Origin of the sequence: Bradyrhizobium sp. ORS 285 (assembly GCF_900176205.1) — a bacterium.
Classification (GTDB): Bacteria; Pseudomonadota; Alphaproteobacteria; order Rhizobiales; family Xanthobacteraceae; genus Bradyrhizobium.
Genome location: NZ_LT859959.1, coordinates 6,096,826 through 6,120,378 on the forward strand (window position 1 = coordinate 6,096,826; position 23,553 = coordinate 6,120,378).

General features: G+C 64.1%; 26 protein-coding genes. 10 read left to right on the forward strand and 16 right to left on the reverse strand.

Going from position 1 to position 23,553, the window contains the following annotated elements; genetic code table 11:
- Window positions 1–246 precede the first annotated feature (246 nt).
- The gene (locus tag BRAD285_RS27470; protein ID WP_006610363.1) at window positions 247–2,007 is read left to right on the forward strand and encodes an ABC transporter ATP-binding protein/permease; all 1,761 of its coding nucleotides are present in this window, start codon (window positions 247–249) and stop codon (window positions 2,005–2,007) included.
- 666 nt (window positions 2,008–2,673) lie between these two features.
- Here the strand turns inward: BRAD285_RS27470 and BRAD285_RS27475 are convergent.
- The 6 genes from BRAD285_RS27475 to BRAD285_RS27500 all read right to left on the reverse strand — a co-directional run bounded on the left by BRAD285_RS27475 (window position 2,674) and on the right by BRAD285_RS27500 (window position 8,288).
- The gene (locus BRAD285_RS27475; RefSeq protein ID WP_006610362.1) at window positions 2,674–3,666 is read right to left on the reverse strand and encodes a TorF family putative porin; all 993 of its coding nucleotides are present in this window, start codon (window positions 3,664–3,666) and stop codon (window positions 2,674–2,676) included.
- Between the two features lie 426 nt (window positions 3,667–4,092).
- Window positions 4,093–4,569: a hypothetical protein gene (locus tag BRAD285_RS27480; protein ID WP_006610361.1), complete on the reverse strand. Its 477-nt coding sequence runs from the start codon at window positions 4,567–4,569 to the stop codon at window positions 4,093–4,095.
- A 73-nt stretch (window positions 4,570–4,642) separates the two neighbouring features.
- Window positions 4,643–5,965: a glycolate oxidase subunit GlcF gene (gene glcF / locus BRAD285_RS27485; protein WP_087877672.1), complete on the reverse strand. Its 1,323-nt coding sequence runs from the start codon at window positions 5,963–5,965 to the stop codon at window positions 4,643–4,645.
- Window positions 5,962–7,200, reverse strand: a complete 1,239-nt coding sequence (locus BRAD285_RS27490; RefSeq protein ID WP_006611372.1) for an FAD-binding protein — start codon at window positions 7,198–7,200, stop codon at window positions 5,962–5,964. The genes glcF and BRAD285_RS27490 overlap by 4 nt, the downstream gene beginning before the upstream one ends.
- 449 nt (window positions 7,201–7,649) lie before the next feature.
- A complete protein-coding gene (locus BRAD285_RS27495) occupies window positions 7,650–7,991 on the reverse strand; it encodes an addiction module antidote protein (RefSeq protein WP_006611371.1) in 342 nt (113 codons plus the stop codon).
- A 3-nt stretch (window positions 7,992–7,994) separates the two neighbouring features.
- Window positions 7,995–8,288 (reverse strand): type II toxin-antitoxin system RelE/ParE family toxin, encoded by a 294-nt coding sequence (locus BRAD285_RS27500; RefSeq protein ID WP_006611370.1) that lies wholly within the window; start codon window positions 8,286–8,288, stop codon window positions 7,995–7,997.
- A 430-nt stretch (window positions 8,289–8,718) separates the two neighbouring features.
- On the opposite strand from BRAD285_RS27500, the gene BRAD285_RS27505 reads away from it, so the two are divergent.
- A complete protein-coding gene (locus BRAD285_RS27505) occupies window positions 8,719–9,621 on the forward strand; it encodes a tetratricopeptide repeat protein (protein ID WP_006611369.1) in 903 nt (300 codons plus the stop codon).
- A 151-nt stretch (window positions 9,622–9,772) separates the two neighbouring features.
- Here the strand turns inward: BRAD285_RS27505 and BRAD285_RS27510 are convergent, their stop codons facing one another.
- Window positions 9,773–9,979: a hypothetical protein gene (locus BRAD285_RS27510; protein WP_035645897.1), complete on the reverse strand. Its 207-nt coding sequence runs from the start codon at window positions 9,977–9,979 to the stop codon at window positions 9,773–9,775.
- A gap of 1,193 nt (window positions 9,980–11,172) precedes the next feature.
- Complete coding sequence (locus tag BRAD285_RS27515; protein WP_006611368.1) at window positions 11,173–12,666, reverse strand: FAD-linked oxidase C-terminal domain-containing protein; 1,494 nt, start codon at window positions 12,664–12,666, stop codon at window positions 11,173–11,175.
- A gap of 211 nt (window positions 12,667–12,877) precedes the next feature.
- Here BRAD285_RS27515 and cycA point away from each other — a divergent pair, with 211 nt between their 5' ends.
- On the forward strand, window positions 12,878–13,273 hold the full coding sequence (cycA, locus tag BRAD285_RS27520) for a cytochrome c-550 CycA (RefSeq protein WP_006611367.1): 396 nt from the start codon (window positions 12,878–12,880) through the stop codon (window positions 13,271–13,273).
- 59 nt (window positions 13,274–13,332) lie between these two features.
- Here the strand turns inward: cycA and BRAD285_RS27525 are convergent, their stop codons facing one another.
- Entirely contained in the window at window positions 13,333–14,292 is a 960-nt protein-coding gene (locus tag BRAD285_RS27525; protein WP_006611366.1) for an alpha/beta fold hydrolase, read from the reverse strand.
- A 252-nt stretch (window positions 14,293–14,544) separates the two neighbouring features.
- Here BRAD285_RS27525 and BRAD285_RS27530 point away from each other — a divergent pair, with 252 nt between their 5' ends.
- Window positions 14,545–14,727, forward strand: a complete 183-nt coding sequence (locus BRAD285_RS27530) for a hypothetical protein (protein ID WP_006611365.1) — start codon at window positions 14,545–14,547, stop codon at window positions 14,725–14,727.
- Between the two features lie 28 nt (window positions 14,728–14,755).
- On the opposite strand, the gene BRAD285_RS27535 is transcribed toward BRAD285_RS27530, so the two are convergent.
- The 3 genes from BRAD285_RS27535 to ykgO form a co-directional block, all read right to left on the reverse strand.
- The gene (locus BRAD285_RS27535) at window positions 14,756–15,013 is read right to left on the reverse strand and encodes a hypothetical protein (protein ID WP_006611364.1); all 258 of its coding nucleotides are present in this window, start codon (window positions 15,011–15,013) and stop codon (window positions 14,756–14,758) included.
- A 103-nt stretch (window positions 15,014–15,116) separates the two neighbouring features.
- Window positions 15,117–15,746 carry a tetratricopeptide repeat protein gene (locus BRAD285_RS27540; protein WP_006611363.1) on the reverse strand — a complete coding sequence of 210 codons (630 nt, stop codon included), beginning with the start codon at window positions 15,744–15,746 and terminating at the stop codon, window positions 15,117–15,119.
- A 102-nt stretch (window positions 15,747–15,848) separates the two neighbouring features.
- A complete protein-coding gene (ykgO, locus tag BRAD285_RS27545; RefSeq protein WP_006611362.1) occupies window positions 15,849–15,974 on the reverse strand; it encodes a type B 50S ribosomal protein L36 in 126 nt (41 codons plus the stop codon).
- Window positions 15,975–16,240: 266 nt separating this feature from the next.
- Here ykgO and BRAD285_RS27550 point away from each other — a divergent pair, with 266 nt between their 5' ends.
- Genes BRAD285_RS27550 through BRAD285_RS27560 form a run of 3 tightly spaced genes read left to right on the forward strand, consistent with a single transcriptional unit; the run spans window position 16,241 to window position 18,389 of the window.
- Window positions 16,241–17,125 carry a 4-hydroxyphenyl-beta-ketoacyl-CoA hydrolase gene (locus tag BRAD285_RS27550; protein ID WP_006611361.1) on the forward strand — a complete coding sequence of 295 codons (885 nt, stop codon included), beginning with the start codon at window positions 16,241–16,243 and terminating at the stop codon, window positions 17,123–17,125.
- A 60-nt stretch (window positions 17,126–17,185) separates the two neighbouring features.
- Window positions 17,186–17,932: a haloacid dehalogenase type II gene (locus BRAD285_RS27555; protein WP_035645902.1), complete on the forward strand. Its 747-nt coding sequence runs from the start codon at window positions 17,186–17,188 to the stop codon at window positions 17,930–17,932.
- The gene (locus tag BRAD285_RS27560) at window positions 17,922–18,389 is read left to right on the forward strand and encodes a YbaK/EbsC family protein (RefSeq protein WP_006611359.1); all 468 of its coding nucleotides are present in this window, start codon (window positions 17,922–17,924) and stop codon (window positions 18,387–18,389) included. Before BRAD285_RS27555 ends, BRAD285_RS27560 begins: the two co-directional genes overlap by 11 nt.
- A gap of 13 nt (window positions 18,390–18,402) precedes the next feature.
- On the opposite strand, the gene BRAD285_RS27565 is transcribed toward BRAD285_RS27560, so the two are convergent.
- Window positions 18,403–19,311, reverse strand: a complete 909-nt coding sequence (locus tag BRAD285_RS27565; protein WP_006611358.1) for a LysR family transcriptional regulator — start codon at window positions 19,309–19,311, stop codon at window positions 18,403–18,405.
- 126 nt (window positions 19,312–19,437) lie between these two features.
- On the opposite strand from BRAD285_RS27565, the gene BRAD285_RS27570 reads away from it, so the two are divergent.
- The 3 genes from BRAD285_RS27570 (at window position 19,438) to BRAD285_RS35915 (ending at window position 21,038) form a co-directional block, all read left to right on the forward strand.
- A complete protein-coding gene (locus BRAD285_RS27570) occupies window positions 19,438–20,136 on the forward strand; it encodes a pirin family protein (RefSeq protein WP_006611357.1) in 699 nt (232 codons plus the stop codon).
- A gap of 75 nt (window positions 20,137–20,211) precedes the next feature.
- Window positions 20,212–20,811, forward strand: a complete 600-nt coding sequence (gene wrbA, locus BRAD285_RS27575) for an NAD(P)H:quinone oxidoreductase (RefSeq protein ID WP_006611356.1) — start codon at window positions 20,212–20,214, stop codon at window positions 20,809–20,811.
- Window positions 20,812–20,888: 77 nt separating this feature from the next.
- Complete coding sequence (locus BRAD285_RS35915) at window positions 20,889–21,038, forward strand: hypothetical protein (RefSeq protein WP_172889822.1); 150 nt, start codon at window positions 20,889–20,891, stop codon at window positions 21,036–21,038.
- Here BRAD285_RS35915 and BRAD285_RS27580 read toward each other — a convergent pair.
- The 3 genes from BRAD285_RS27580 to BRAD285_RS27590 form a co-directional block, all read right to left on the reverse strand.
- A complete protein-coding gene (locus BRAD285_RS27580) occupies window positions 21,025–21,624 on the reverse strand; it encodes a DUF1080 domain-containing protein (RefSeq protein ID WP_172889824.1) in 600 nt (199 codons plus the stop codon). The two genes, BRAD285_RS35915 and BRAD285_RS27580, sit on opposite strands and share 14 nt — an antisense overlap.
- Before the next feature lie 99 nt (window positions 21,625–21,723).
- Window positions 21,724–22,584, reverse strand: a complete 861-nt coding sequence (locus BRAD285_RS27585; protein WP_006611354.1) for a D-amino-acid transaminase — start codon at window positions 22,582–22,584, stop codon at window positions 21,724–21,726.
- A gap of 228 nt (window positions 22,585–22,812) precedes the next feature.
- Window positions 22,813–23,544 carry an amino acid ABC transporter ATP-binding protein gene (locus BRAD285_RS27590; RefSeq protein ID WP_006612547.1) on the reverse strand — a complete coding sequence of 244 codons (732 nt, stop codon included), beginning with the start codon at window positions 23,542–23,544 and terminating at the stop codon, window positions 22,813–22,815.
- Between the last annotated feature and the right edge of the window lie 9 nt (window positions 23,545–23,553).

Genomic DNA, 23,553 nt, shown 5'->3' on the forward strand with positions numbered 1-23,553 from the left:
GGCCCGACAGGACGGCCCAAAAACCAGATCACAAACGCGGCAACGCCCCACTCTGCTCAAATTCTCGCGAAATCTGGCAGCGGCCACGGTGCCTCTTGTATGCAGCATGCTACGGTTTGCCGCATATGACCGACAAGCCGGTGGTCGCCGGGCCCCTTACGACTTTCGTCTAGACAGGCCTCCCAGGATACGGAATTCTCGTTCCGCCCCAGCCTGTTAAGCCCTTTTTTCAGGAGCAGCCTCTCTGTGAACAATTTGCGCTCGACCCTCGCCATCGTGTGGCGGATCGCCATTCCCTACTTCCGCTCCGAGGACAAGGTCGCCGGCCGCATCCTGCTCGCCGCCGTCATCGCCATCGAGCTCGCCCTGGTCGCGATCGATGTGCTGGTGAACCAGTGGCAGAACCGGTTCTACAACGCGCTGCAGGAATACAATTGGAACAGCTTCATCTGGGAGATCGGCGTCTTCGCCGTGCTCGCGACCACCTTCATCGTGCTCGCGATCTACCAGCTCTATCTCAATCAGTGGCTGCAGATCCGCTGGCGGCGGTGGCTGACCGAGACCTATATGCGGCATTGGCTCAGCAACGCCAACCACTACCGCATGCAGCTCAAGGGCGACGCGGCTGACAACCCCGACCAGCGCATCGCCGACGACGTGAAGCAGTTCGTCGAGCAGACCCTCTACATTACGGTCAATCTGCTCAGCTCGGTCGTGACACTGGCCTCTTTCGTGGTCATCCTCTGGGGCCTCTCGGAAGCGGCGCCGCTCACGCTGTTCGGCATGGAGTACAACATTCCCGGCTATCTGGTCTGGGCGGCGCTCATCTACGCGATCGCCGGCACTGCGCTGACCCATTGGATCGGATCGCCGCTGGTCAACCTCAATTTCGAGCAGCAGCGCTTCGAGGCCGATTTCCGCTTCAACCTGGTGCGCGTGCGCGAGAACTCCGAGCAGATCGCGCTGCTGCGCGGCGAGTCTGCCGAACATGATCTGCTCTCGAACCGGTACGGCCGCGTCGTGCAGAACTGGTATCAGATCATGACCCGGACCAAGCGGCTGACGGCGGTGACGAGCGGCTACTCGCAGGTCGCCACGATCTTTCCCTACGTCATCGTCGCGCCGGCCTATTTCGCCAAGAAGGTCCAGCTCGGCGGCATGATGCAGACCGCGTCGGCGTTTTCGAGCGTGCAGCGCGCGCTGTCGTTCTTCGTGAACACCTACCGCACCCTCGCCGACTGGCGCTCGACAGTCGCCCGTCTCGACGGGTTCGAGATGTCGATCGCGAGCGCCGTCACGCTCTCGGGCGAGCCGCAGACGATCGATGTCGTCAGCCATGCCGGTGACAGCATCGAGCTCGCCCAGCTGCTGCTCAAGCTGCCGAACGGCCTGCCGCTGATCGCGGCCGACGGCTTCAGCTTCAAGAGCAACCAGAGCATGCTGCTCACCGGCCCGTCCGGCGCCGGCAAGTCGACGCTGTTCCGCGCCATTGCCGGGGTCTGGCCGTTCGGCAGCGGCGCGATCAGCGTGCCCGGCCATGCCAAGCTGATGATGCTGCCGCAGCGGCCCTACTTCCCGATCGGCGCGCTGCAGACGGCGGTCGTCTATCCCGCCGCGCCCGACGCCTTCAGTCCGGAGCAGGTCAAGGACGCCCTGGTGGCGGTCGGCCTGCCGCTGCTGGCGGAGCGGCTGGACGAGGAGGCGCATTGGAATCGCATGCTGTCGCTCGGCGAGCAGCAGCGGCTCGGAATCGCCCGCGCGCTGCTGCATCAGCCTCAATTTCTGTTCCTGGACGAGGCCACGGCGTCGCTGGACGAGCCGAGCGAGGCCCGGCTCTACCGCGCCATCGCCGAGCGCCTGCCGCAAACCACCGTCGTCTCGATCGGCCACCGCTCGACGCTGCACGACTTCCACGACCGCAAGGTCGAGCTCGTTCGCGACGGCGACCGGTTCTCGCTGCGGCCGACCGGTCAGGCCGCGGATGCCCCGGCGGGTGGCGCCGAGTAGCGCATCCAGGCTGGGCGGCGCCTCGGAGACCGCCGGCCTGATGATGCCGATCCGCGGTGTCGCCGGCGGTCCAGCGGCCGGCCGCACCGTTTCCCGAGTGGCTGATTGATGATTGACGATGAGGCCGGGCGGCGGCTCTGCTCCGCCAACGCCCCGCTGTTGAACCACGGCAGCACCGCGACATCGATCTCACCTTCCCCGGGAGCGCAGGGGATCGCATATGAGCAGAGCTCGCAGCCGGCAGTGCGCCTCCCACCGTCCTTCGAGACGCCCGCCTCCGGCGGGCTCCTCAGAGGGTGTGAATCTTTCGATTTCGGCAATTTTCGACATGAGTCAAATCAACGACTTAGCTCGTCCGAAAACTGCAAAATTCGAATTCTTTCTCATCCTCTCAGGACGAGGTCTGTTTCGCGGAGGGATTCTCAACCCTCATGGTGAGGAGCGCCGCCTTCGGCGCGTCTCGAACCATGAGGCCCCTACGGGGCACCGAGCTATACGCAAACGCTCCCCTGGAGGTGGAGGGTCACGGCGGACGGAGCTCCAAGCTGCGCACTGCGGAAGCGCGAGCGAGGCCACATCAGGCTCTGGACAAAAAACGACAAACAGCAAAAGGGCGGCAGATTGCTCTGCCGCCCTCGCGAGAAGTTCGATCCGCCGTGGCGATGATTACTTCAGGTTGGTCATCGCGGTCAGGTCGACCGAGAGCTTGGCGATACCGGTCGCGCCGCACCACTTGGAGCCGAGGCCGGTCGGGTTGATCGGGGTCACGTTGGTGGTGCCGCCCGCGGTGAAGTCGCCGGTGAAGGCGTTGCAATTGCCCTTCGACAGGTCGGTGTCGGAGTAGCGCAGGTCGAGCGTGAACACCTTGTAGGTGAAGCCGACGCCGATGTTCCAGGTGTTGTAGTCGGCGTAATGGATGCCGTTCGGGAGGGCCGCGGTGCCGTAGAACGAGTCGGTGGTGCCGAACCACTGGCGACCGAACTCACCCGACACGTACATGCCGACGCCGCTGGAGCCGAAGGTGGTGCTCGGCGCGGTCCACTTGCCGGTGACCGAGCTGTAGTTGCCCCAGGCGCCGGAGTTCAGGAAGCTCGGGGTGTAGAACTCGGTGACACCGAAGGTCCAGTTGTCGTTCACCGTGTAGTTCATCTTGCCGTACACTTCGAAGAAGCTGACGTCCTTCTTCATCGTGTTGCCGTTGGCGAGGAAGTTCGTCGCGCAGTCGACGCCCTGGAAACGGCCGGCGTTGTCGAAGCCGGTGCCGCCGAACTGACAGGTGCCGCCCGGATACAGGTAGCCCCACACGCCGATGTCGAAGGCGAAGGCGCCGAAGGTCGGACGGACACCGCCGTAGATGTCGATCTCGGCCGCGGCGCGGTTCGGGAAGGAGATGCTCTCACCGGCGACGCCGACGTAGAACTGCAGGTCCTTGTTGACGTTGAAGCGCGGCTCGAAATAAGCGGCGACCGACGGCTTGTGGTTGGACTGGGTGATGCCGCGGAAAACGTAGTCGTTCATGATGGCGGCGCCGAAGGCGACGTCCCAGGGGTCGAAGGCCGGAGCCGGGGGAGCCTTATAGGCCTTGACCGCCATGTCCGCCGCTGAAGCCGATCCCGAGAACATTGCCAGCGCCGTTGCCAACAAAGCCAACTTTTTCATGCCGTTCCCCATCACCCTAGTTCGAAAAAACCTGTCCCGCACGTGGCCCCCCAGGGCGCAAACAAGACGGGCTGCGTCATCCGGACGCAATTTGTGACAGGGTCCCGCCGCAGGTGAAGCAAAAAAGCGCGGCATCTGCCGCCTTTTTGGGCGTTTTGGCAATTCTGCGGCGGGTTGTTAGTGCGTGTTGCAATTGAACAACAAATTAGCGTGTGAAAGAGCCCCCGTCCGTGCACATCGCCGTGGGGTCGCGCGCTTCCGAGCGCGTGCGGGTCGATCAAATCCCCCTTTCCGGGGCACGGATTCGCGCGGCCGTAGATTTTCGGGTGTCGTGCTCCAAGGCCGCGCAAACAAACAACGAGGCCGCAAGCGTCGCCGCTGCGGCCTCGTCGAATCGATCGGGGTGGAGACGATCGGAGCTGAGCTCTACGAGCTCGCCCCCTCCTCGCTTTCGTGAGCCTCGGGAGCCGAGCTCGGCGTCGCCCAGCTGGTCTCGGCGGTGGTCTCGTTCGCCTCGGGGGTCTCGACCAGCGGGGCCATCTTCGGCGCCCGCTTCTTGGCGGCCTTCTTCTTCGGCGCGGCGGGAGCCTTCGCGGCAGACTTGGCGGCGGACTTGCCAGCCGACTTGGCAGCCTTCTTGGCCGGAGCCTTCTTGGCGGCGCCCTTCTTGGCAGCGGCCTTCTTCGCCGGCGCCTTGGCGGCCTTCTTCACCGCCTTCTTGGCGGGCGCCTTCGCAGCCTTCTTGGCGGCTTTGGCGGCCTTCTTCGCGGCTTTCTTCTCCGCCTTCTTGCCGGCCTTCTTGGCGGACTTCTTCGCCGTGCCCTTCGCTGCCTTGGCCTGCGCCATCAGCTTCTTCTCTTTTTTGTCCTTCTTGGTCTTCTTGTCTTTCTTGTCCTTCGCCATCGAAACCTCCTGTAGCCGCCGAGCGATCAGATCATCCGGCGGGACGGGCCGGCAGACCGCACGCGCCCGTCTTTCAATTCAATCCTGGCCGCGGACCGCCCGTCGCCCAGTCGAGAAGCTCAACGGTGTGGACGACGGGGATGCCGGTGCCGCTGGCAATCTGCATCATGCAGCCGATATTGCCTGCCGCGATCACATCCGGCTTGACGCTCGCGATGTTGGCGACCTTGCGATCGCGCAGTCTCATCGCAATGTCAGGCTGGAGAATGTTGTAGGTCCCCGCCGAACCGCAACACAAATGACTCTCCGGTATATCTTTCACCACGAATCCGGACTTGGAAAGCAATTCTTTCGGAATGCTCGTGATTTTCTGCCCATGTTGCAGCGAGCATGCGGAGTGATAGGCGACGGTGAGCTCGTCGTGCTTCGCCTGAACGCTGAGTTCGAGACCCGCGAGATACTCGCTGATGTCCTTCGCCATCGCCGAGACGGCTGCCGCCGGCGCTGCATATTGCGGGTCCTCGCGCAGCATGTGGCCGTAGTCCTTGATGACGGTGCCGCAGCCCGAGGTCGTCACCAGGATCGCATCGAGTCCGCCGCGCGCGGCCTCCGCCGTCCATACACCGACATTGGCCCGCGCCCGTGCGGTGGCATCGTCGTCCTGACCCATGTGATGGGTGAGCGCACCGCAGCATTGCTCGTCCCTCACCAGCACCACCTCGATGCCGTGCCGCGTCAGCACGTTGATCGCCGCCTGGTTGATGCGCGGCGCCAGCGCCTGTTGCGCGCAGCCCTGCAGCAGCGCGACGCGGCCGCGCCGCGTCCCCTGCGCGGCGAACACGCTGCCGCCCGCAGGCCTCGGCGCCGGCAGCGCCGCGGCGGGGGCGAGATCCAGCATCGCCCTGAGGCGGCGCAGCAGGCTCGGCGCCGGCCCCGTGGTCTGCGACGACGCCGGCAGCAGCGCCTTGAACGGCCGGCCGAGCCGCGCCAGGGTCATCGCCCAGCGAAACGCGCGCGGCCGCGGCAGCACATAGGCCAGCACGGCGCGGAGCCAGCGGTCGGTCAGCGGCCGCTCATACGTCTCCTCGATCCGCACCCGCGCCTGGTCGACCAGGTGCATGTAGTGCACCCCCGAGGGACAGGTCGTCATGCAGGACAGGCACGACAGGCAGCGGTCGATATGCTTGACCACGTCCGATGTCGGCGCCTGCTCCTTCTCCAGCATCTGCTTGATCAGGTAGATGCGGCCGCGCGGGCTGTCGAGCTCGTCGCCGAGCAGCACATAGGTCGGGCAGGTCGCGGTGCAGAAGCCGCAATGCACGCAGGCGCGCAGGATCTTGTCGGCCACCGCGATATCGGGATCGGCGAGCTGCGCCAGGGTGAATTCGGTCTTCATGACGCAACGCTCCGACGCATCCGCCCGCGGTTGAGAACAGCCTTCGGATCGAAGGACACGCGAACCCGCTCCTCCAGCGCGGCGACGCCGGTTGGCTGCGGGGGAAACACATCGACCGCCTGGCGCACCTCGTCGAAGGCGCGCAGCAGGGTGGCATGGCCGCCGGCGGCGCCTGCGAGCTTGCGCACCAGGCCGGCCGAGCCATCGGCGGTCGGCGGCAGCGCCGCCCAGATCAGCCCGCCACCCCAGTCATAGATCACCTCGCCGCCGGTCTGGCGCGCCAAGGCCTGGCCGAGCGCGCCGCCGGAGACCGGCGGGCAGACGATCCGCCACACCGTCCAGGCGCCGAGCTGGCCATGGGCCGCAAACGGCATGACGTCGCGCACCGCGCTCCAGATCGCAGCCGACGCCTCATCCGCAATGACATCGGCAGCGCCGAACGGCGCCAGCAGCTTGGCCAGCGATCCCGCGCGATGCACGGCCGAGGCCGTGATGCCTTCGAGCCTGACCACCGTCACGGCCTCGCGCGGCGAGCCGGCCGCGCTCAAGCCGTCGACATCCGGCCGGAGCGACGAGGCCGGCAGATGCGCCGCGCCGGACACGTCGAACGGCGAGCCCAGCGCCGCCGTCATCGCCTGATTCGCCTGGAGGTCATCGAGCCCGCGCAGCACCAGCGTCCGCTCGGCCTCTGGCCGCGGCATCACCTTCAACGTCGCTTCCGTCATCACCGCCAGCGTGCCCCAGGAGCCCGCCAGCAGCTTGCAAAGGTCATAGCCGGTGACGTTCTTCACCACCTTGCCGCCGGTCTTGAAGCTCTCGCCGAAGCCGGACACGGCATGCGCCCCGAGCAGATGATCCCGCACCCCGCCGGCCCTCACCCGCCGCGACCCGGCCAGCCCCGCCGCGATCATCCCGCCCAGCGTTCCCCGGCCCGTGGTGCCGAGCAGCGGCCCCGTATCCATCGGATCGAACGCGAACTGCTGGCTCTTCGAATCGATCAGCGACAAGAGGTCGCCGAGCGGCGCGCCGGCCTGCGCCGTGACGATCAGCTCGTTCGGCTCATAGGAGACGACCGCGCTCAGCGCCGACAGGTCGAGCACGGCATTGGTCGCCGTCACCTGCCCGATCCCGCGCTTCGAGCCATGCCCGATCACATCCAGCGGCTGCTCATTGGCGATGGCCGACCGGACCACCTCCTCCACATCGGCTGCGTTCCGTACCTTCAGGGCGTCCACCACTGCTCGCCTTGCTTGTTGATGATGAAGGCGACCGCCACGCGCGGCCACCGGCGTTGGACTCGTTCTAGAGCATGAGGAGTGAAAAGGGCAGCCCGGTGTGGCGAAAAGATCGTGCGGGGACAAGGGGATGGGAGGGAACAACGGACGCGTCGGACCGAACGTTCGGCCTTTTAGGGCACGGACTCGCCAGCAGCCCCGTCGACGTGACACGAGCCATCACCCCATGCGCGGTGCGCCCCCTCTCCCCGTCCTTCACGGGGAGAGGGTTGGGGTGAGGGGCAACCACACGGGTGGTGCACTTGTAGTTCGTAGGGGGGGGTTAGCGAAGCGTAACCCGCCGCCCTTTCGAGCCACGCGGCGGATGACGCCTTCGGCTAATCCGCCCTACGCGCTGACCGTAACGCCCAGACCTGTAGCCAGCATGAGCAGCAAGAGCATACGCCGGCTTACGCAGCGCGCCGCCCAACCTTCTTCGCCGTCTTCCGCTTCGGAGCCGCCTTTGACGCCCCCTTCGCCGGCGCCGACGTCAGCTTCACCCCGAGCGCACGGAGCACGGTCAGGATGGTGGCAAACTCCGGATTCCCGTCCTCGCCCAGCGCCCGATAAAGCTGCTCGCGACGGATGCCGGTCGCCTTCGCGAGGTCCGACATGCCGCGCGCCCGCGCGATGGTGTTGATCGCGGCGCGGATCTCATCCGCGGTGCCATCCTCGAGCGCCGCCGCCAGAAACTCGGCCTGTGCCTCCGGCTCCGCCAGGTATTCCGCCGCGTCGAAGCGTGTCGTTGCCATCCGCTATGCCTCTCTCTTCGCCAGTGCCTGGGCGCGCCGGATGTCCGACTGTTGCGTGCTCTTGTCGCCACCACAGAGCAGGATGACCAGGACGTCTCCACGCTGCCGATAGTAGATCCGGTAGCCCGGGCCGTAATCGATCCGCATCTCGGAGACGCCCTCGCCGACCGGCTTGCTGTCGCCGAGATTGCCATTCGCGGCCCGCTCGATCCGCGCGGCGATCCTGGCTTTTGCCTTCAGATCGCGCAGGCCGAGCAGCCACGCCTTGAACTCGGCCGTTTGCCGGATTTCGACCATGAGATAATTGTATCTTAAACGGTACAAACCCGCAATCGATGAAAAGGTAAACCGAACGTCATGCGAGGCTGATCGTGGGACCGCACAGACATCGTCGCTCTCCCAACTCTGCCTCTCCTTGATCGGCGGCGGTCCCTAGGGTTAGCAAAGCGCAACCCGCTGACCTTCTGACACACTGCTTGCAGTCATACTATTTCTATTTACAGTCGTATTTTTGGAGCTGCGTTCAACCGCGAGCTGCAAGGTTGTCAGCAGCAGGGTGGCCCAGCTAGCTAATTAGTAAAATCGTAACCCGCCGACCTTTCGAGCCACGCGACGGAATACGCCTTCGGCTCAATCGCCCTACGTACTAAGCGGTGCCGGAAACATAGCGTCTTCCATTTGGCGATTTGGCTATGTTATCCCACCTTGCACGGTCGGGATCTTAGAGATGTCACCATCAATTCCTGTTGCCCTCGCGGTTCTGATCCTTTCATCGACGACCGCTCTGAGCGGCTTCGATGACGGTGTGTCGGATTATCGCTCCGGCAACTATAGCGCGGCCTTCAAAGAGTGGAGCGATGCCGCCGAACAGGGCGATGTCGATGCCCAGTATAATCTTGGCTGCCTTTATCTGCGCGGCGAAGGCGTAGCAAAGAACAGGGCCATGGCGGATGAGTGGCTCCAGCGCGCCGCTGATCAGGGCGACGTCGATGCTGCGACCTCGCTGCTTTTTTCAAAACCCATGACAGAAGAGGGCAGAAAGAAGTTTTTCGCTATGAAGATGAAACCTACAACGAAGTTTCGTCTTACGTTTGTCGCCCAACTCAGCGACGGAAGGCTACATCGACGTCCTTGCTCGACTGACGCGTCCGATGGAGCCGCAATTGAATTCAACCTCGGTCAGATGTACGAGACCGGAACTCCGGGATTTCCTCAAGACGACAGACAGGCAGCCGAGTGGTATCGTAGAGCAGCCGAGCGAAACTACCCGGACGCGCAAACCATGCTTGGCTTCATGTATGCCAGGGGGCACGGAGTCGAAAAAGACGAGATCAAGGCCGTGCGTTTATTCCGCCAAGCCGCCGAACAAGGCAACAGCAACGCTCAACATAGCCTCGGCATCATGTACGCAACCGGCTCTTTCGGCTACAAGAAGGACCTGATCTTGGCTTACGTGCTCGTAGGCCATGCAGCTGCCGATGGAAACAAATTCGCCACCGACGACTTCCAACGAGTAAGAGCACTCCTCTCGCCGGACCAATTGACCGAAGGGCATAGGCTGGCTCAGAAATGGCCGAAGGACCTTCAGTGGCCTCCAGAATTGACTGAACGAATGGGGCCTTCGCCCTAGCTTCCAGCGCCCGACGACCAACGAAGGTCAACTAAATGGCTCACTAGGCGGATCTTGTTTTAAGTTCTTGGTCTGTAGGCGGGTTAGCGAAGCGTAACCCGCCGCCCTTTCGAACCACTTAATAGCGGATCACAGCTCCGGCCCATTTTCCTCAATGCTTAAAGATTAGACCGAAGACCGCTAACCCAAACCCCATGCACCATTGCCAGTACTTGAGCCAGAAGTCGGCCAAGGTATGGGCGACCTTCGAGGTCCAATGCTTTTCATAAATCCCTAGCAGGATGATTAGAGAACCCTCGGGGTCATTGCGCGGCGGCACATAATTGCCTTCCCACCAGCGCTTCAGCATTTGCTTCATGCGAATCAATCCGCTTTTTAGACGGGGACCATCTATCATCCTCGAATCGGCCTAAGCCCAAGGTTGCGAACTCTATCAACCAATGAAACATAGCCGTTGAGGAGGAAGGAGCGAAATGCCGATTTCGCTTGACCACTTAGCTCAATGCCCGATCTGCAAGTAGCTTCGGGCCACTATCGGCACGGCAAGATCGTTCGCACGAGAAACTCCTTTCGCCAGCGATTTCAACGTCGAACGTCAAACAAGTCTCATCGCAAAAATTCTTCTTTCGCTTTATACGAAATCATGTATGATGTCCGCATCCCATCCCTCCGAGGGGCGTACGCGCGGTCGTCACGATACGTGGGGTGGGGATGTGGTGGCCGTGTCGGGTCGCAGCGTGGCTTCGTGTCGCGCCGACGAACGAGTCCGATGCGGACGTGAAATCGTGTGGGCCTGGCCTCCCGGTGCTGAGGCCAAGCCGGCGATGATGCCTCTGCGCATCGCGTCGGCGACGGGGACAAAACAGCCGATCCCCGGGGCGAGCACGTATAAGCGTTAAGACCGCCACGCGGGGAATGCCGGATGATCGGCTGAACCTGTGGTGACTGCCGCCTGCTTTTTTTGTTGCAGGCGGGCCATGGGTGAGGCCTTCACCCGGCATTCCCCGTGCCCTCTCGATTGGTTTGGAGGGCAGACGGACGCATCACCTGGGCGGAGGACGCCGCGGGGCTGCGGAGTCATGTCCAATGCAGTTGCGACGCAAAGATGGATTTCACGCGGAGGAGCTGGCTGTTGGGGCCTCATGGTTCGAGACGGCGCGCGGACGTCGTTATTTGCTCTCATGCGCGGACGGGCGCGCGCCTCCTCACCATGAGGAGGGAGATAAACGACGGAGCTGTAGGGTGGGCAGAGGCGAAGGACTGAGCTCTCCTCACGCGGGATCGCAGTGGCGTCGTGCCCACCGTCTTGCCGCGCGACGCGCTGATGGACGGTGGGCACGCGCCGCTTTTCGGCGGCGCTTTGCCCACCCTACGATTTCGTCGTCGCGTGATCGGACGGATGTTGAGTCGGACTCTCTCCGCGTCATTGCGAGCGCAGCGACTTGTCCGCCGAAGCTCGAAGAGCGAAGACGGAAGCAATCCAGAGTCCCGCCCACGCCCCTGGATTGCTTCGCTGCGCTCGCAATGACGACGCGGAGAGGTCTGCGCGCCTCAGAACCTCGGCAGGTCCGGAAACGCGAGCTTCCCCGCATGCACATGCATCCGCCCCAGCTCCGCGCAGCGGTGCAGGGTCGGAAACACCTTGCCCGGATTGAGCAGGCCCAAATGATCGAACGCGCATTTCACGCGCTGCTGCTGGTTCAGGTCGATCTCGGTGAACATGTCGGGCATCAAATCGCGCTTCTCGATGCCGACGCCGTGCTCGCCGGTGAGCACGCCGCCGAGTTCGACGCAGCAGCGCAGGATGTCGGCGCCGAAGGCTTCGGCGCGCTCCATCTCGCCGGGCTTGTTGGCGTCGTAGAGGATGAGGGGATGCAGATTGCCGTCGCCGGCATGGAAGACGTTGGCGCAGCCGAGCTGATATTTGTCCGACAGCTCGCGGATGCGCGCCAACGCCTTCGGCAGCGCGCCGCGCGGGATGGTGCCGTCCATGCAGAGATAGTCCGGCGAGATGCGCCCGACCGCAGGGAAGGCCGCCTTGCGGCCGGCCCAGAACAGATTGCGCTCGGCCTCCGAGGTCGAGATCCGGCAGGTGGTCGAGCCGCAGCCGTTGGCGATGGTCTCGACCCGGCTGATCAGTTCGTCGACCTCGACGCCGGGACCGTCGAGCTCGATGATCAAGAGCGCCTCGACGTCGAGCGGATAGCCGGCATGGACGAAGGCCTCGGCGGCGTGGATCGCCGGCTTGTCCATCATCTCCATGCCGCCCGGAATGATGCCGGCGCCGATGATGCGGGCGACGCATTCGCCGGCGGCCTCGACCTCGGCAAAGCCGACCATCAGCGCGCGCGCCGTCTCCGGTTTTTGCAGGATGCGCACGGTGACCTCGGTGACGACGCCGAGCAGCCCCTCCGAGCCGGTGATCAAGCCCATCAAATCGTAGCCGGCGTTCTCGGTGCACTTGCCTCCGATGCGCAACACCTCGCCATTCATCAGCACGAGTTCGCAGCCGAGCACGTTGTTGGTGGTCATGCCGTATTTCAGGCAGTGCACGCCGCCGGAATTCTCCGCGACATTGCCGCCGATCGAGCAGGCGATCTGCGACGACGGATCGGGCGCGTAGTAGAAGCCGGCATGCGCCACCGCCTGGCTGATGGCGAGGTTGGTGACCCCCGGCTCGGTGACGACGACGCGGTTGTCGAAGTCGATCTCGCGGATGCGCTTGAACTTGCCGAGGCCGAGCAGCACGCCGTCGGCCAATGGCAGAGCGCCGCCGGACAACGAGGTGCCGGAGCCACGCGGGACCACCTTGATGCCTTGTTCATGGCAGTATTTCAGAACCTGCGAAACCTGTGCCGTGGTCTCCGGCAGCACGACCACCATCGGCGGCTGGCGATACGCCATCAATCCGTCGGACTCGTAGGGAAGCATCTCCGCGGCGCTGTCGATGACGCCCTCGCCCGGCACGATTGCACGCAGTGCAGCAACGATTTCGCCACGGCGCGCCAGCACCGCCTGATCCGCCTCGGGCATCATGATCGCCATCGCGCGCGTCTCCTGAAGTCGATTTTGACCGTCATATCAACCACAACCGCGGCGCTTTGGGTAGGCGGCCGCGCGGCTTTCGCTGTTTGCGGCCGCGCAAAGATCGCGACGATATTGCTGAACCCGATCGCGCCGAGCGACTTGTGTGAGCGGGGAGGCCATGCAACAAACCTCCGCACAGACTTGTCTCGTAACCCACAGAGCCTGATCCATGAAGAAATTGACTTTGAGCGCGCTCGTCATCCTCGCCTCGTCGTCGCTGGCGACTGCCGCACTGGCGCAGGACGCCGCCGCCGGCAAGACGTCCTTCAACAAGTGCCTGCCCTGCCATGCGATCGGCGAAGGTGCGAAGAACAAGGTTGGTCCGGAACTGAACGGCCTCGACGGCCGCAAGTCGGGCACCGTGCCGGACTACAATTATTCGGAAGCCAACAAGAACTCGGGCATCACCTGGAACGAGGCCGTGTTCAAGGAATACATCAAGGATCCGAAGGCCAAGATCCCCGGCACCAAGATGACCTTCGCCGGCATCAAGAACGAGACCGAGATCAACAATCTCTGGGCCTACGTGTCGTCGTTCGACAAGGACGGCAAGCAGAAGCAGTAAGCGGCGCGACATCCGCTCCGCCCTCGAAGCCCCGGCCGCGTGCCGGGGCTTTTTCGTTTTCAAGGCGCGGCCGCCTCGGTCGCGGTGAGCACGCCGACCATCCGGTCGACCTCGGCGGTCACGAGCTCCGGCACGGCGTTCTGAACCATGTGGCCGAGATCGGGCACGACGATCAGGCGGGTCTGGGGCAGCACCTGCGCCAGCCGCCGCGCGTGGATATCGGTGTAGACGGTCTTGTCGGCATCGCCGGCCAGGATCGTGACGGGGACCTTGATCTCGCCATAGCGCGGCGCCTGCTCGATCACCGCCTGCTTCAGGGTGACGAGGTCGAGCGCATTGGCGAGGAATTCGCGCGGACGCAGCAGCAGCGGCGTCGCGCTCTGGTCGACGAAATCGTCCGGCATTTGCTGCGGCGCAAACACACCGCGGGCGCCAGGGCCCATCAGCGCCAGGCCGAGTGGCAAGGTAATGGTGTGGGCGAGCAGCGGGCCGATGACCGGCGTGGTCACCGCCGCATTGTACTGCCCGACCCCGCCGCGCCAGGGATAGGCGACCGGCGCCAGCATCACGAGCCCCGCCACCCGGTCCGGGAAGTCGAGCGCCATGCGCAAGCCGAGCGCGCCGCTCCAGGAGTGGACCACCAGGATCACCGGCCCGGTGCCGAGCCGGTCGAGCGCCTCGTCGAGCATCCGCGCCTGCGCAGCCGGGGTGGAGTCCTCAGCCCGGGCTCTCGGGCTCCAGCCGTGGCCGGGACGGTCGACCAGCAGCACTCGGTGGCGCTCGGCCAGCATGTCACCGAGCGGTTTGCGCATCGCCTCGAGGTTCGAGCTGGCGCCGTGAAGCAGCAACAGCGGAGGCTTTTGGCTGTCGCGCGGACCGATATCCACAAGATTGATGGTGGCCCCGTTGACATCGATGGCCTGCCCCTGGGCCGGATAGCGGTGCTCGACGACCGCGACACCGGCCCGGGTCACCAGCGCGAGCACGGCCAATGCACCCACTAAGAACATTGAAATCATTGAGAGTTTTCTGCCTGTCACCAAGACAGTTACGGGCGCGATTGCTAGGGGTTGCAGATCCAGCGGCGTCGCCCGGTCGTTTCGGCCTCAAATCCTGTCATCACTGCGTCGTCGGCCATTTTATAACCATGGTCGGGACTTTTCCTCGCAATCGGCTGATGACCGTGAATTACTTCCGGTTGGGTCATTGCAGGACGTCACCTGCGATGACCGGCCCTGCGTTTAGTTTGGTGTTTTGGGAGGGGGTTACCGATGAGCTTTCGTTCGAGCGAATCTGCGATCGACGAGATCGTCGCGAGCTGCAACGGCGATATCCGCGGCGCGCTGAAGGCGCTGCTGCTGGTCAACGAGCATCTCGAGGCCGAGATTGCGCAGCTGTATGCCGCAGCCGCGCAGTATGGCATGCCGGAGCGTCGCAGCACCGCGTTTCACTAAGTCGACCGATCGGAGCGCATAGCGCCGATCAGTCCTCCTGTGTTAGGTCCTTGTTCGGGCATGCGTTGATCGTCGATCGCGCCAGCTTGGCGTCGTCCTTCGATTTGAACGGTCCCGACGCGAACCAGATGTCCCCGATGATGACGGGGTTGCTGGTCACGATCTCGCAGCGATCGGTGGCGCGATTGCCCACCACCCAGAACAGATCGTCCGCCCAGGCGGCGGTCGCCGTCATTCCCAAACCCGTCATTCCCACAAGCGCTGCCGTCAGCACTGCACGCCGCATTGCGCCGTCTCCTGGCCAAGTTGTGTCCGGTCAACGGCAATTGGGATCGCGTGGATCGCCCGGCAAGGACGACCGTCCGGATAGGGTTAACCGGGCTTTAAGCCTAGATGTCGCGGCCCTCGACCTTTTCGGTCAGGGTTTTGACCAGCTCCGGCACCTTGTCGAGGTGCGGATTGACCTCGAGCGCCTTGCGGAAGGCATCCAGCGCCCGTTTTTCCTCGCCGAGGTCCTGCATGATCATGCCGAGACCGGCGAGTGCGCCGAAATGCCTGGGCTCCCTCACCAGCACCTGCTGGATGTCGGCGAGCGAGCGGCCATAGTCGTTCTGGAGGTAATAGATCGTCGCCCTGCGGTTCCAGGCTTCGACATAATCGGGACGAAGCTTGATGACCGAGTCGAGCAGCTTGAGCGCCACCTCGTTCTGCTTCGCGTCCATCGCAGCCTTGGAGCGCGCCATCAAGAGCGCGACGGTGTCACTCGGGGTCTGCAGCCAGATCGCCCAGATCCGGGCCTCAACATGCTTGGCACTGATCTCGTCAGGCGCAGCCTTCAGGGCGCCGAACAGGAAATCGAGCCCTTTGGTCTTGTCGGCGCCGACTTTCGGCAGCTTCGACGGCGCTTCCGGGGGTTTTGGCTTGGCGCCCGATCGCGGCTCACCCTGCGCGAACGCGAGGTGCGGTATGCAGATGACGGCGGCGGCGAGCAGAATCGCCAGGGAGGAGCGTTTTGCCATGCGGCAAGTCTAAACGCAGAAAGCGCGCCCTGCAAAGCAGAGCGCGCGTCAAAGACCTGTGAGCAGGCTGCGCAGAACTGGGCTGAACCAGCCGTGACTCGATCAGCCCTGGCGGGCCTTGAATCGGCGCTGGACCTTGTTGATCACGTAGACGCGGCCCTTGCGGCGAACCAGACGGTTGGCGCGATGGCGGCCACGCAGCGACTTCAGCGAGTTACGGACCTTCATGGGACATCCTGATACGTTCGAAAGGCCGTGTTGGACAGGCCGGAAGTGGCAAATAGAAAGGGATTTCCGCAAGCGACTGGGTCGCCCGGAGTGGCCGGTTTCTAACCACCGACTTGGGCGATGTCAACGATTGAGGCGCTGGCTTCAACAGAGGCTGCGCCTGAGGCGGCGGGGGAACCGGGTCGCCGCACCAAATGCCAATTGCCAAATTCGTTATATGGTATAATCAATTTCATAAAGCCAAAAACCGAACGCCGGGAACGCCCATGCCAAAGCTCGCTCTGCCCAAGATCGACGACGTCGTCGCCATCGACATCCACACCCATGCCGAGGAGCCGTGCGGCATGCATGCCGACGACGGCTATGACGATTTCCAGGCCCAGATGGCGGACTATTTCAAGTCGCCGCACAAGCATCCGCCGACCGTGCCGGAGACCGCGGCCTATTACCGCTCGAAGAACATCGCCGCGGTGATCTTCCCGGTCGATGCCGAGCGCGAGACCGGCTTCCGCCGCTACAACAATTACGAGATGCTCGAGGTCGCCTCGGATCATCTCGATGTGCTGATCCCGTTCGTCTCGATCGATCCGCACAAGGGCAAGCTCGGCGTGCGCGAGGCGCGCAAGCTGATCGAGGAGTATGGCGTCCGCGGCTTCAAGTTTCACCCGACGATGCAGGGCTTCTACGCCAACGACCGCCTCGCCTATCCGCTCTATGAGGCGATCAACGAGGGCGGCGCGATCGCGCTGTTCCACACGGGACAGACCGGCGTCGGCTCGGGCATGCCGGGCGGCATGGGCATGCGGCTGAAATACTCCAACCCGATGTACATGGACGACGTGGCGGCCGATTTTCCCGACCTCAAGATCATCCTCGCGCACCCCTCCTTCCCCTGGCAGGAAGAGGCGCTGTCGGTCGCGACCCACAAGCCGAACGTCTATATCGACCTCTCGGGCTGGTCGCCAAAATACTTCCCGCCGATCCTGGTGCGCTACATCAACTCGATTCTGCAGGACAAGATGCTGTTCGGCTCAGACTGGCCGGTGATCACGCCGGATCGCTGGCTGGCCGATTTCGCCAAGCTCGACATCCGCGAGGAGATCCGCCCGAAGGTGCTGAAGGCCAACGCGCGCAAGCTGCTCGGGATCTGAGACTGCGTCAGGCGCGATGGCCGTCGGTCATCGCGCCTGCCTTTAACACAGGTGATCGCCGTGTCGTTCAAAGCCGTTGTGTTCGATGCCTATGGCACGCTGTACGACATCCAGTCGGTGGCCGCGGTGACCGAGCAGGCCTTCCCCGGCCATGGCGACATCATCACCCAGATCTGGCGCATCAAGCAGCTCGAATACACCTGGCTGCGCTCGCTGATGCAGCGCTACGAGGACTTCGCCGCCGTCACCCGGCAGTCGCTGATCTACACGCTCCGCGTTCTCGGACTGCAGACCGATGCCGGCACGTTGGATCGCATCATCGCCAAGTACCTCGACCTCGATCCTTACCCTGACGCGCGAACTGCGCTCGCCGCGATGAAGGATCATCAGCTCGCGATCCTCTCCAACGGCAGCCCCGCGATGCTCGACGGCCTGGTGAAAGCCAGCGGCTTCGATACCCTGCTCGATGCCGTCATCAGCGTCGACGCGCACAAGATCTTCAAGCCGAGCCCGCAAGCCTATGCGCTGATCGAAGCGACGCTCAGGCTGGCACCTCGTGACGTGCTGTTCGTGTCCTCCAATCCCTGGGACGTCTGCGGCGCCAAGGCCTTCGGATTGAACGTCGCGTGGATCGAACGGGTTACGCCCGTGGCCATGGCTGCGGCCTGCGTCAAAACCGACCTGGTCGCGCCGCTCACCTTGTTCAAGGCGTTGCGCACCCAGATGGACGAGTTGGGTTTCGCGCCCGATTATCGTATTGCTGCCCTCTCCGAACTACCCGAGATCGTTGCATCGCATGAGCCTTGAATCCGTCCGCGCCTTTTTCGCCGAGAAAGCCCCCGACATCGACGTCCTCGTCTCCAGCCAGAGCTCCGCGACCGTGGCGCTCGCGGCCGAGGCCTATGGCGTCGAGCCCGCCCGCATCGCCAAGACGCTGTCCTTGCGTGTCGGCGATCGCGTGATCCTGATCGTCGCGGCCGGGCACGCGCGGATGGACAACAAGAAGGTCAAGGCGCAGTTCGGCGGCAAGCCGAAGATGCTCGGCCTCGACGAGGTCGCCGACATCACGGGACACGAGGTCGGCGGCGTCTGCCCGTTCGGACTGAAGTCGCCGCTCCCCGTGTATTGCGACCTGTCGCTCAAGGCATTCGACATCGTGGTGCCGGCGGCGGGCTCAACTCATAGCGCGGTGAAGATCACGCCGGAGCGGATGGCCGCGCTGACGGGCGCCGAATGGGTCGACGTCTGCGAGGTGCAGGCCTGAGCGGCACACGCGATCACCGCTTCTTTGCTTTCGCGAGCTCCCTGACCAGAAACTCCGAGAGCACCTCGACCCGCGCCGGCCGCGGCCCGCCGGGCGGCATCACAAGATGCATCGCGCCCTCCGGCTGGCTCCATCCCTTCAGCACCACCTCGACCTCACCCGAGGCAATCGCATCGCCGACGATGAAGTCCGGCAGGTCGGCGATCCCCAGGCCCGCGAGCACCGCCGGCAACAGCGCCTCGCCATTGTTGACACGCAGCTGCCCTGCCGGCCGCACGCTCGCCTGCTCCCCGGCCGCATTGGTGTAGTGCCAGACGCCTGCCGTGGAGAGATAGGCGTAGCCGAAGCATTTGTGGTCGGCGAGATGCATCGGATGCGTCGGCCGACCATGGCGCTTCAGATAAGACGGCGCTGCCACCGTGTAGCGCGGCATCGAACAGAGCCGCCTTGCGACCAGCGACGAATCCGGCAGCCGCGCAATGCGGAGCGCGAGATCAAATCCTTCGCCGATGAGATCGACGGTCGCATCGCTCATGTGAAGATCGATCGAGACCTCCGGATACTGCTCGAGAAAGGCCGGCAGCAGCGGCGCGATCTTTTTGACGCCGAATGTCATCGGCACCGCGAAGCGCACCAGCCCGCGCGGCGTCAGCGACTGTGCCAACGCCTCGGTCTCCGCGGCCTCGCCATCGGCAAGCAGCTGCGCGGCGCGCTCGGACAGCCGCTGGCCGGCATCGGTCAGCGCGAGACGCCGCGAGGTGCGGTTGAACAGCCGCGTGCCCAGCCGCTCCTCCAGCCGGCTCACCGCCTTGGATACTGACGCCTTGGAGAGGCTCAGCTCCTGCGCAGCGCCGGCGAAAGAGCGCAGCTCGACGACCTTGGCGAAGATGGCCATTGCCTCGAAATCAGGAAGTCGCGCCATCGGCAAAGTCTCATTTTTAGAAACAATAGGTTTCAACAGTTTCTATTTCTATACTCCGGCTCGCCGTCTATTCCAATGCCCAACAGCGCGACGGCTCGGCCGGCGCGCAACCACAGGAGCAGACCCATGATCGAACTGAAGCCCTTTGCGGCGCTGGGCGGCGCCGACCACGGCTGGCTGAAGGCCAAGCATCATTTCTCGTTCGCGAGCTATTACGACCCCAGCAACATGGGTCACGGCGCACTGCGCGTCTGGAACGACGACGAGATCGCGCCGAACACCGGCTTCCCGGCGCATCCGCATCGCAACATGGAGATCATCACCTATGTCCGCGAAGGCGCGATCACGCATCAGGACAGCCTCGGCAATAAGGGCCGCACCGAAGCCGGCGACGTCCAGGTGATGAGCGCCGGCAGCGGCATCCGCCACTCCGAGTACAATCTCGAGCCGACCACGACCCGGATCTTCCAGATCTGGATCGAGCCGACCACCGATGGCGGCCAGCCGACCTGGGGCGCCAAGCCGTTCCCGAAGTCGGACCGCTCCGGCAAGCTGGTCACGCTGGCCAGCGGCTTTGCAGATGATGCCGACGCGCTGCCGATCCGCGCCAAGGCGCGCGTGCTCGGCACCACGCTGAAGGCCGGCGAGACTGCGGAGTATACGGCCGACAAGGCCCGCCACATCTATCTCGTGCCGGCCGCCGGCAGCGTCGAGGTCAACGGCGTCCGTGTGAACGCCCGCGACGGCGCTGCCATCCGCGACGAAGCCACGCTGAAGATCACCGCGCTCGAGGATTCCGAGCTGGTGCTGGTCGACGCCGCCTAATCGTTTGTCGCGGTGGCGGCCGACGATCCGGCCGCGACCATCTTTCTCATCACCCTCGTCCTTACGGAGACTGTCATGACCAAGGTTCTCGTTCTCTATTACTCCGCCTACGGCCACATCGAAGCGATGGCCAACGCCGTCGCCGAGGGCGCCCGCGAAGCTGGTGCGACCGTCGATATCAAGCGGGTGCCGGAGCTGGTGCCGGCCGACGTCGCCAAGGCCTCCTACTACAAAGTCGACCAAGCCGCGCCGATCGCCAAGGTCGAGGAGCTCGCCGACTACGACGCGATCATCGTCGGCACCGGCACCCGCTTCGGCCGCATGGCATCGCAGATGGCCAACTTCCTCGACCAGGCCGGCGGCCTCTGGGCCAAGGGCGCGCTGAACGGCAAGGTCGGCGGCGCCTTCACCTCGACCGCGACCCAGCACGGCGGCCAGGAGACCACGCTGTTCACGATCATCACCAACCTCTTGCACTTCGGCATGACCATCGTCGGCCTCAACTACGGCTTCGCCGGCCAGATGAAGCTCGACGAGGTCACCGGCGGCTCGCCATACGGCGCGACCACCATCACCGGCGGTGACGGCAGCCGGCAGCCGAGCGAGAACGAGCTGGCGGGGGCGCGCTATCAGGGCCGCGTGATCGCCGAGACTGCAAAGAAGCTGCATGGCTGATGCGACTGGGGCGGCACTTCTGACAACGAAGCGCCGCCCCATCTCGCAACGATTGGAAAGAAGTAGAGGAGTCCGCAATGCCCGCCATGCTCGAACTGGTGACGCTGGCCCGGCTGGCCCGCCATCCCCTGCAGATGATGGCGCGCCATTGGTACTGCAAGGGTCTCTACCGCGCGAGCCGCGGTCAGCGCCGTTGCGCTGAGTGTACGGCGGCTAAAGCGGCTTGATCTGCACCTTCTTGAACTTCACCACGCCTGAGCCGTATTGCAGGGCGATCGGTCCAGCCGCATGCTTGCTGTCATCGACATCGGCGGTCTTTTCGCCGTTGAAGATCACGGTCAGACGCGTGCCCTTGGCGGTGATCTCGTAGGTATTCCACTTGCCGCCGGCCTTCGGCATCGGATCGACCTTGGACACGTCCACGATGGCGCCGGTGCCGTATTTCGGGTCGGGCCGCTTGTCGAAGATGTTGACCTCGTAGCAGATGTTGGAGTCGATCTTCTCCGCCTGGTCGCAGCGGATGAAGATGCCGCTGTTGGCGGCGTCGTCGACCCAGAACTCGGCCTTGATCTGGAAATCCTTGTAGCTGGTCTTGGTGACCAGATAGGACGGATCCTTGCCGTCGAGCTTGTCGGCCATCAGGGTGCCGTCCCTGGCCTCCCAATTGGCCTTGCCGACCTCGGTGAACTCGACCTTCTTGTCGCCGTCGACCAGGGTGACCCAGCCGTCATCGGCTGACGCCGCCCCGATCCCATTCAGCGCCGCGCCCGTCAGCACCACACCAGCCGCGAGCACGCCCCAGCATTTACGCATCGAAACTCCTCCCTGCATTTTCGTGTTGCTTCGCCACGATAGCAAAGCGCCGGACAATGCAAACGAGTTTCGATGCTGCATCTGCTCTCTGTCGTCTAACTACACCGCCGTCGCCCGCGCAAAATCGACATAGATCTCGCGCAGCCGCGTGGCCACGGGCCCCACCTTGCCGTCGCCGACCGGCTTGCCGTCGATCGTGACCACCGGCTGCACGAACGAACTGGCGCTGGTGATGAAGGCCTCCTTGGCGGCGAGCGCCTCGTCGACCGTGAACAGCCGCTCCTCGACCTTGAGCTGGCGCTCTTCGGCGAGCTTGACCACCGCCTTGCGGGTGCAGCCCGGCAGGATCGCGTTGGAGTTCGGCCTGGTCACGATGACGTCGTCCTGGTTCAGGATGAAGGTCGATGACGAGCCGCCCTCGGTGACATGGCCGTCCTCGACCATCCAGGCTTCGCCTGCGCCAGCGGCTGCTGCCGCCTGCTTCGCCAGCACCTGCGCCAAGAGCGCGACGCTCTTGATATCGCGCCGCGCCCAGCGGATGTCGGGCACCGTGATGACGCCGATGCCCGTCTTGGCCGAGGGCGCATCGACGATGTTCTTGGCGGTGACGAACATCACCAGGGTCGGCTTGACGTCGCCCTTCGGGAACGGGAAGTCGCGGCCCTTGTCGGCGCCGCGGGTGACCTGCAGATAGACCATGCCCTGGTCGAGCTTGTTGCGCGCGACCAGCTCCTTCTGCAGTTCCTCGATGCGCGACAGACTCTCCGGTAGCGCGAGGCCGATCTCGCCGACCGAGCGTTCCAGGCGGGCAAGATGGGACTCGCTGTCGACCAGCTTGCCGTCGAGCACGGCGGCCACCTCATAGATGCCATCGGCGAACAGGAAGCCACGATCGAGCACCGAGACCTTGGCCTCGGACAGGGGCACGAAGGCGCCGTTGACGTAAGCGATCGGGTCCAAGGTAGCTCTCCTATCAGTTACGCGGTGGGCGACGGGCACACCGCTTTTTCTTCCCTCTCCCCGCCAGCGGGGAGAGGTCGGATCGCATCTTCAGATGCGATCCGGGTGAGGGGGACTCTCCGCACGGCCGGTGGGCGTGGCTGCCCCTCACCCCAACCCTCTCCCCGTGAAGAACGGGGAGAGGGAGCGCACCGTCGGCTGCGCGATGGCTCGCGACGAACGACGAAACTAATGCGACAAGATCTTCGACAAGAACTGCTGCGCGCGGTCGCTGCGGGGCTGGCCGAAGAACTCTTCCTTCTTGGCGTCCTCGACGATCTCGCCGCGGTCCATGAAGATGACGCGGTGGGCGACCTTTTTCGCGAAGCCCATTTCATGGGTGACGACCATCATGGTCATGCCCTCGCGAGCGAGATCGACCATGACGTCGAGCACCTCGCTGATCATCTCCGGATCCAGCGCCGAGGTCGGCTCGTCGAACAGCATGGCGATCGGGTCCATCGCGAGCGCCCGCGCAATAGCGACGCGCTGCTGCTGGCCGCCAGAGAGCTGCGCCGGGAATTTCTGCGCCTGCTCCTTGAGGCCGACTCGCTCCAGGAGCTTCATGCCCTTGGCGGTCGCTTCCTCCTGGCCGCGTCCCAGCACCTTCTGCTGTGCCAGCCGAAGATTCTCGATGATCGTTAGGTGCGGAAACAGCTCGAAGTGCTGGAACACCATGCCGACCCGCGAGCGCAGCTTCGGCAGGTTGGTCTTGGGATCATTGACTTTGAGGCCATCGATCGTGATCGTGCCGTCCTGGAACGGCTCCAACGCGTTGACGCATTTGATCAACGTCGATTTGCCCGAGCCGGAGGGACCGCAGACCACCACGACCTCGCCCTTGGCGACTGAGGTCGTGCAGTCCTTCAGCACCTGGAAGGTCGGGCTGTACCATTTGTTGACGTGGCTGATTTCGATCATGGGAGCCGA

What these genes read in the sequence shown, in the direction of transcription:
- cycA (WP_006611367.1), top strand. Translation starts at nt 12,878, where the DNA reads ATGAAGAAATTGACTTTGAGCGCGCTCGTCATCCTCGCCTCGTCGTCG.
- BRAD285_RS27540 (WP_006611363.1), bottom strand. Translation starts at nt 15,746, where the DNA reads ATGGCAAAACGCTCCTCCCTGGCGATTCTGCTCGCCGCCGCCGTCATC.
- BRAD285_RS27580 (WP_172889824.1), bottom strand. Translation starts at nt 21,624, where the DNA reads ATGCGTAAATGCTGGGGCGTGCTCGCGGCTGGTGTGGTGCTGACGGGC.
- BRAD285_RS27570 (WP_006611357.1), top strand. Translation starts at nt 19,438, where the DNA reads ATGATCGAACTGAAGCCCTTTGCGGCGCTGGGCGGCGCCGACCACGGC.
- glcF (WP_087877672.1), bottom strand. Translation starts at nt 5,965, where the DNA reads ATGAAGACCGAATTCACCCTGGCGCAGCTCGCCGATCCCGATATCGCG.
- BRAD285_RS27550 (WP_006611361.1), top strand. Translation starts at nt 16,241, where the DNA reads ATGCCAAAGCTCGCTCTGCCCAAGATCGACGACGTCGTCGCCATCGAC.
- BRAD285_RS27530 (WP_006611365.1), top strand. Translation starts at nt 14,545, where the DNA reads ATGAGCTTTCGTTCGAGCGAATCTGCGATCGACGAGATCGTCGCGAGC.
- ykgO (WP_006611362.1), bottom strand. Translation starts at nt 15,974, where the DNA reads ATGAAGGTCCGTAACTCGCTGAAGTCGCTGCGTGGCCGCCATCGCGCC.
- BRAD285_RS27475 (WP_006610362.1), bottom strand. Translation starts at nt 3,666, where the DNA reads ATGAAAAAGTTGGCTTTGTTGGCAACGGCGCTGGCAATGTTCTCGGGA.
- BRAD285_RS27495 (WP_006611371.1), bottom strand. Translation starts at nt 7,991, where the DNA reads ATGGCAACGACACGCTTCGACGCGGCGGAATACCTGGCGGAGCCGGAG.
- BRAD285_RS35915 (WP_172889822.1), top strand. Translation starts at nt 20,889, where the DNA reads ATGCCCGCCATGCTCGAACTGGTGACGCTGGCCCGGCTGGCCCGCCAT.
- BRAD285_RS27565 (WP_006611358.1), bottom strand. Translation starts at nt 19,311, where the DNA reads ATGGCGCGACTTCCTGATTTCGAGGCAATGGCCATCTTCGCCAAGGTC.
- BRAD285_RS27505 (WP_006611369.1), top strand. Translation starts at nt 8,719, where the DNA reads ATGTCACCATCAATTCCTGTTGCCCTCGCGGTTCTGATCCTTTCATCG.
- BRAD285_RS27500 (WP_006611370.1), bottom strand. Translation starts at nt 8,288, where the DNA reads ATGGTCGAAATCCGGCAAACGGCCGAGTTCAAGGCGTGGCTGCTCGGC.
- BRAD285_RS27560 (WP_006611359.1), top strand. Translation starts at nt 17,922, where the DNA reads ATGAGCCTTGAATCCGTCCGCGCCTTTTTCGCCGAGAAAGCCCCCGAC.
- BRAD285_RS27510 (WP_035645897.1), bottom strand. Translation starts at nt 9,979, where the DNA reads ATGAAGCAAATGCTGAAGCGCTGGTGGGAAGGCAATTATGTGCCGCCG.
- BRAD285_RS27535 (WP_006611364.1), bottom strand. Translation starts at nt 15,013, where the DNA reads ATGCGGCGTGCAGTGCTGACGGCAGCGCTTGTGGGAATGACGGGTTTG.
- BRAD285_RS27515 (WP_006611368.1), bottom strand. Translation starts at nt 12,666, where the DNA reads ATGGCGATCATGATGCCCGAGGCGGATCAGGCGGTGCTGGCGCGCCGT.
- BRAD285_RS27590 (WP_006612547.1), bottom strand. Translation starts at nt 23,544, where the DNA reads ATGATCGAAATCAGCCACGTCAACAAATGGTACAGCCCGACCTTCCAG.
- BRAD285_RS27525 (WP_006611366.1), bottom strand. Translation starts at nt 14,292, where the DNA reads ATGATTTCAATGTTCTTAGTGGGTGCATTGGCCGTGCTCGCGCTGGTG.
- BRAD285_RS27480 (WP_006610361.1), bottom strand. Translation starts at nt 4,569, where the DNA reads ATGGCGAAGGACAAGAAAGACAAGAAGACCAAGAAGGACAAAAAAGAG.
- wrbA (WP_006611356.1), top strand. Translation starts at nt 20,212, where the DNA reads ATGACCAAGGTTCTCGTTCTCTATTACTCCGCCTACGGCCACATCGAA.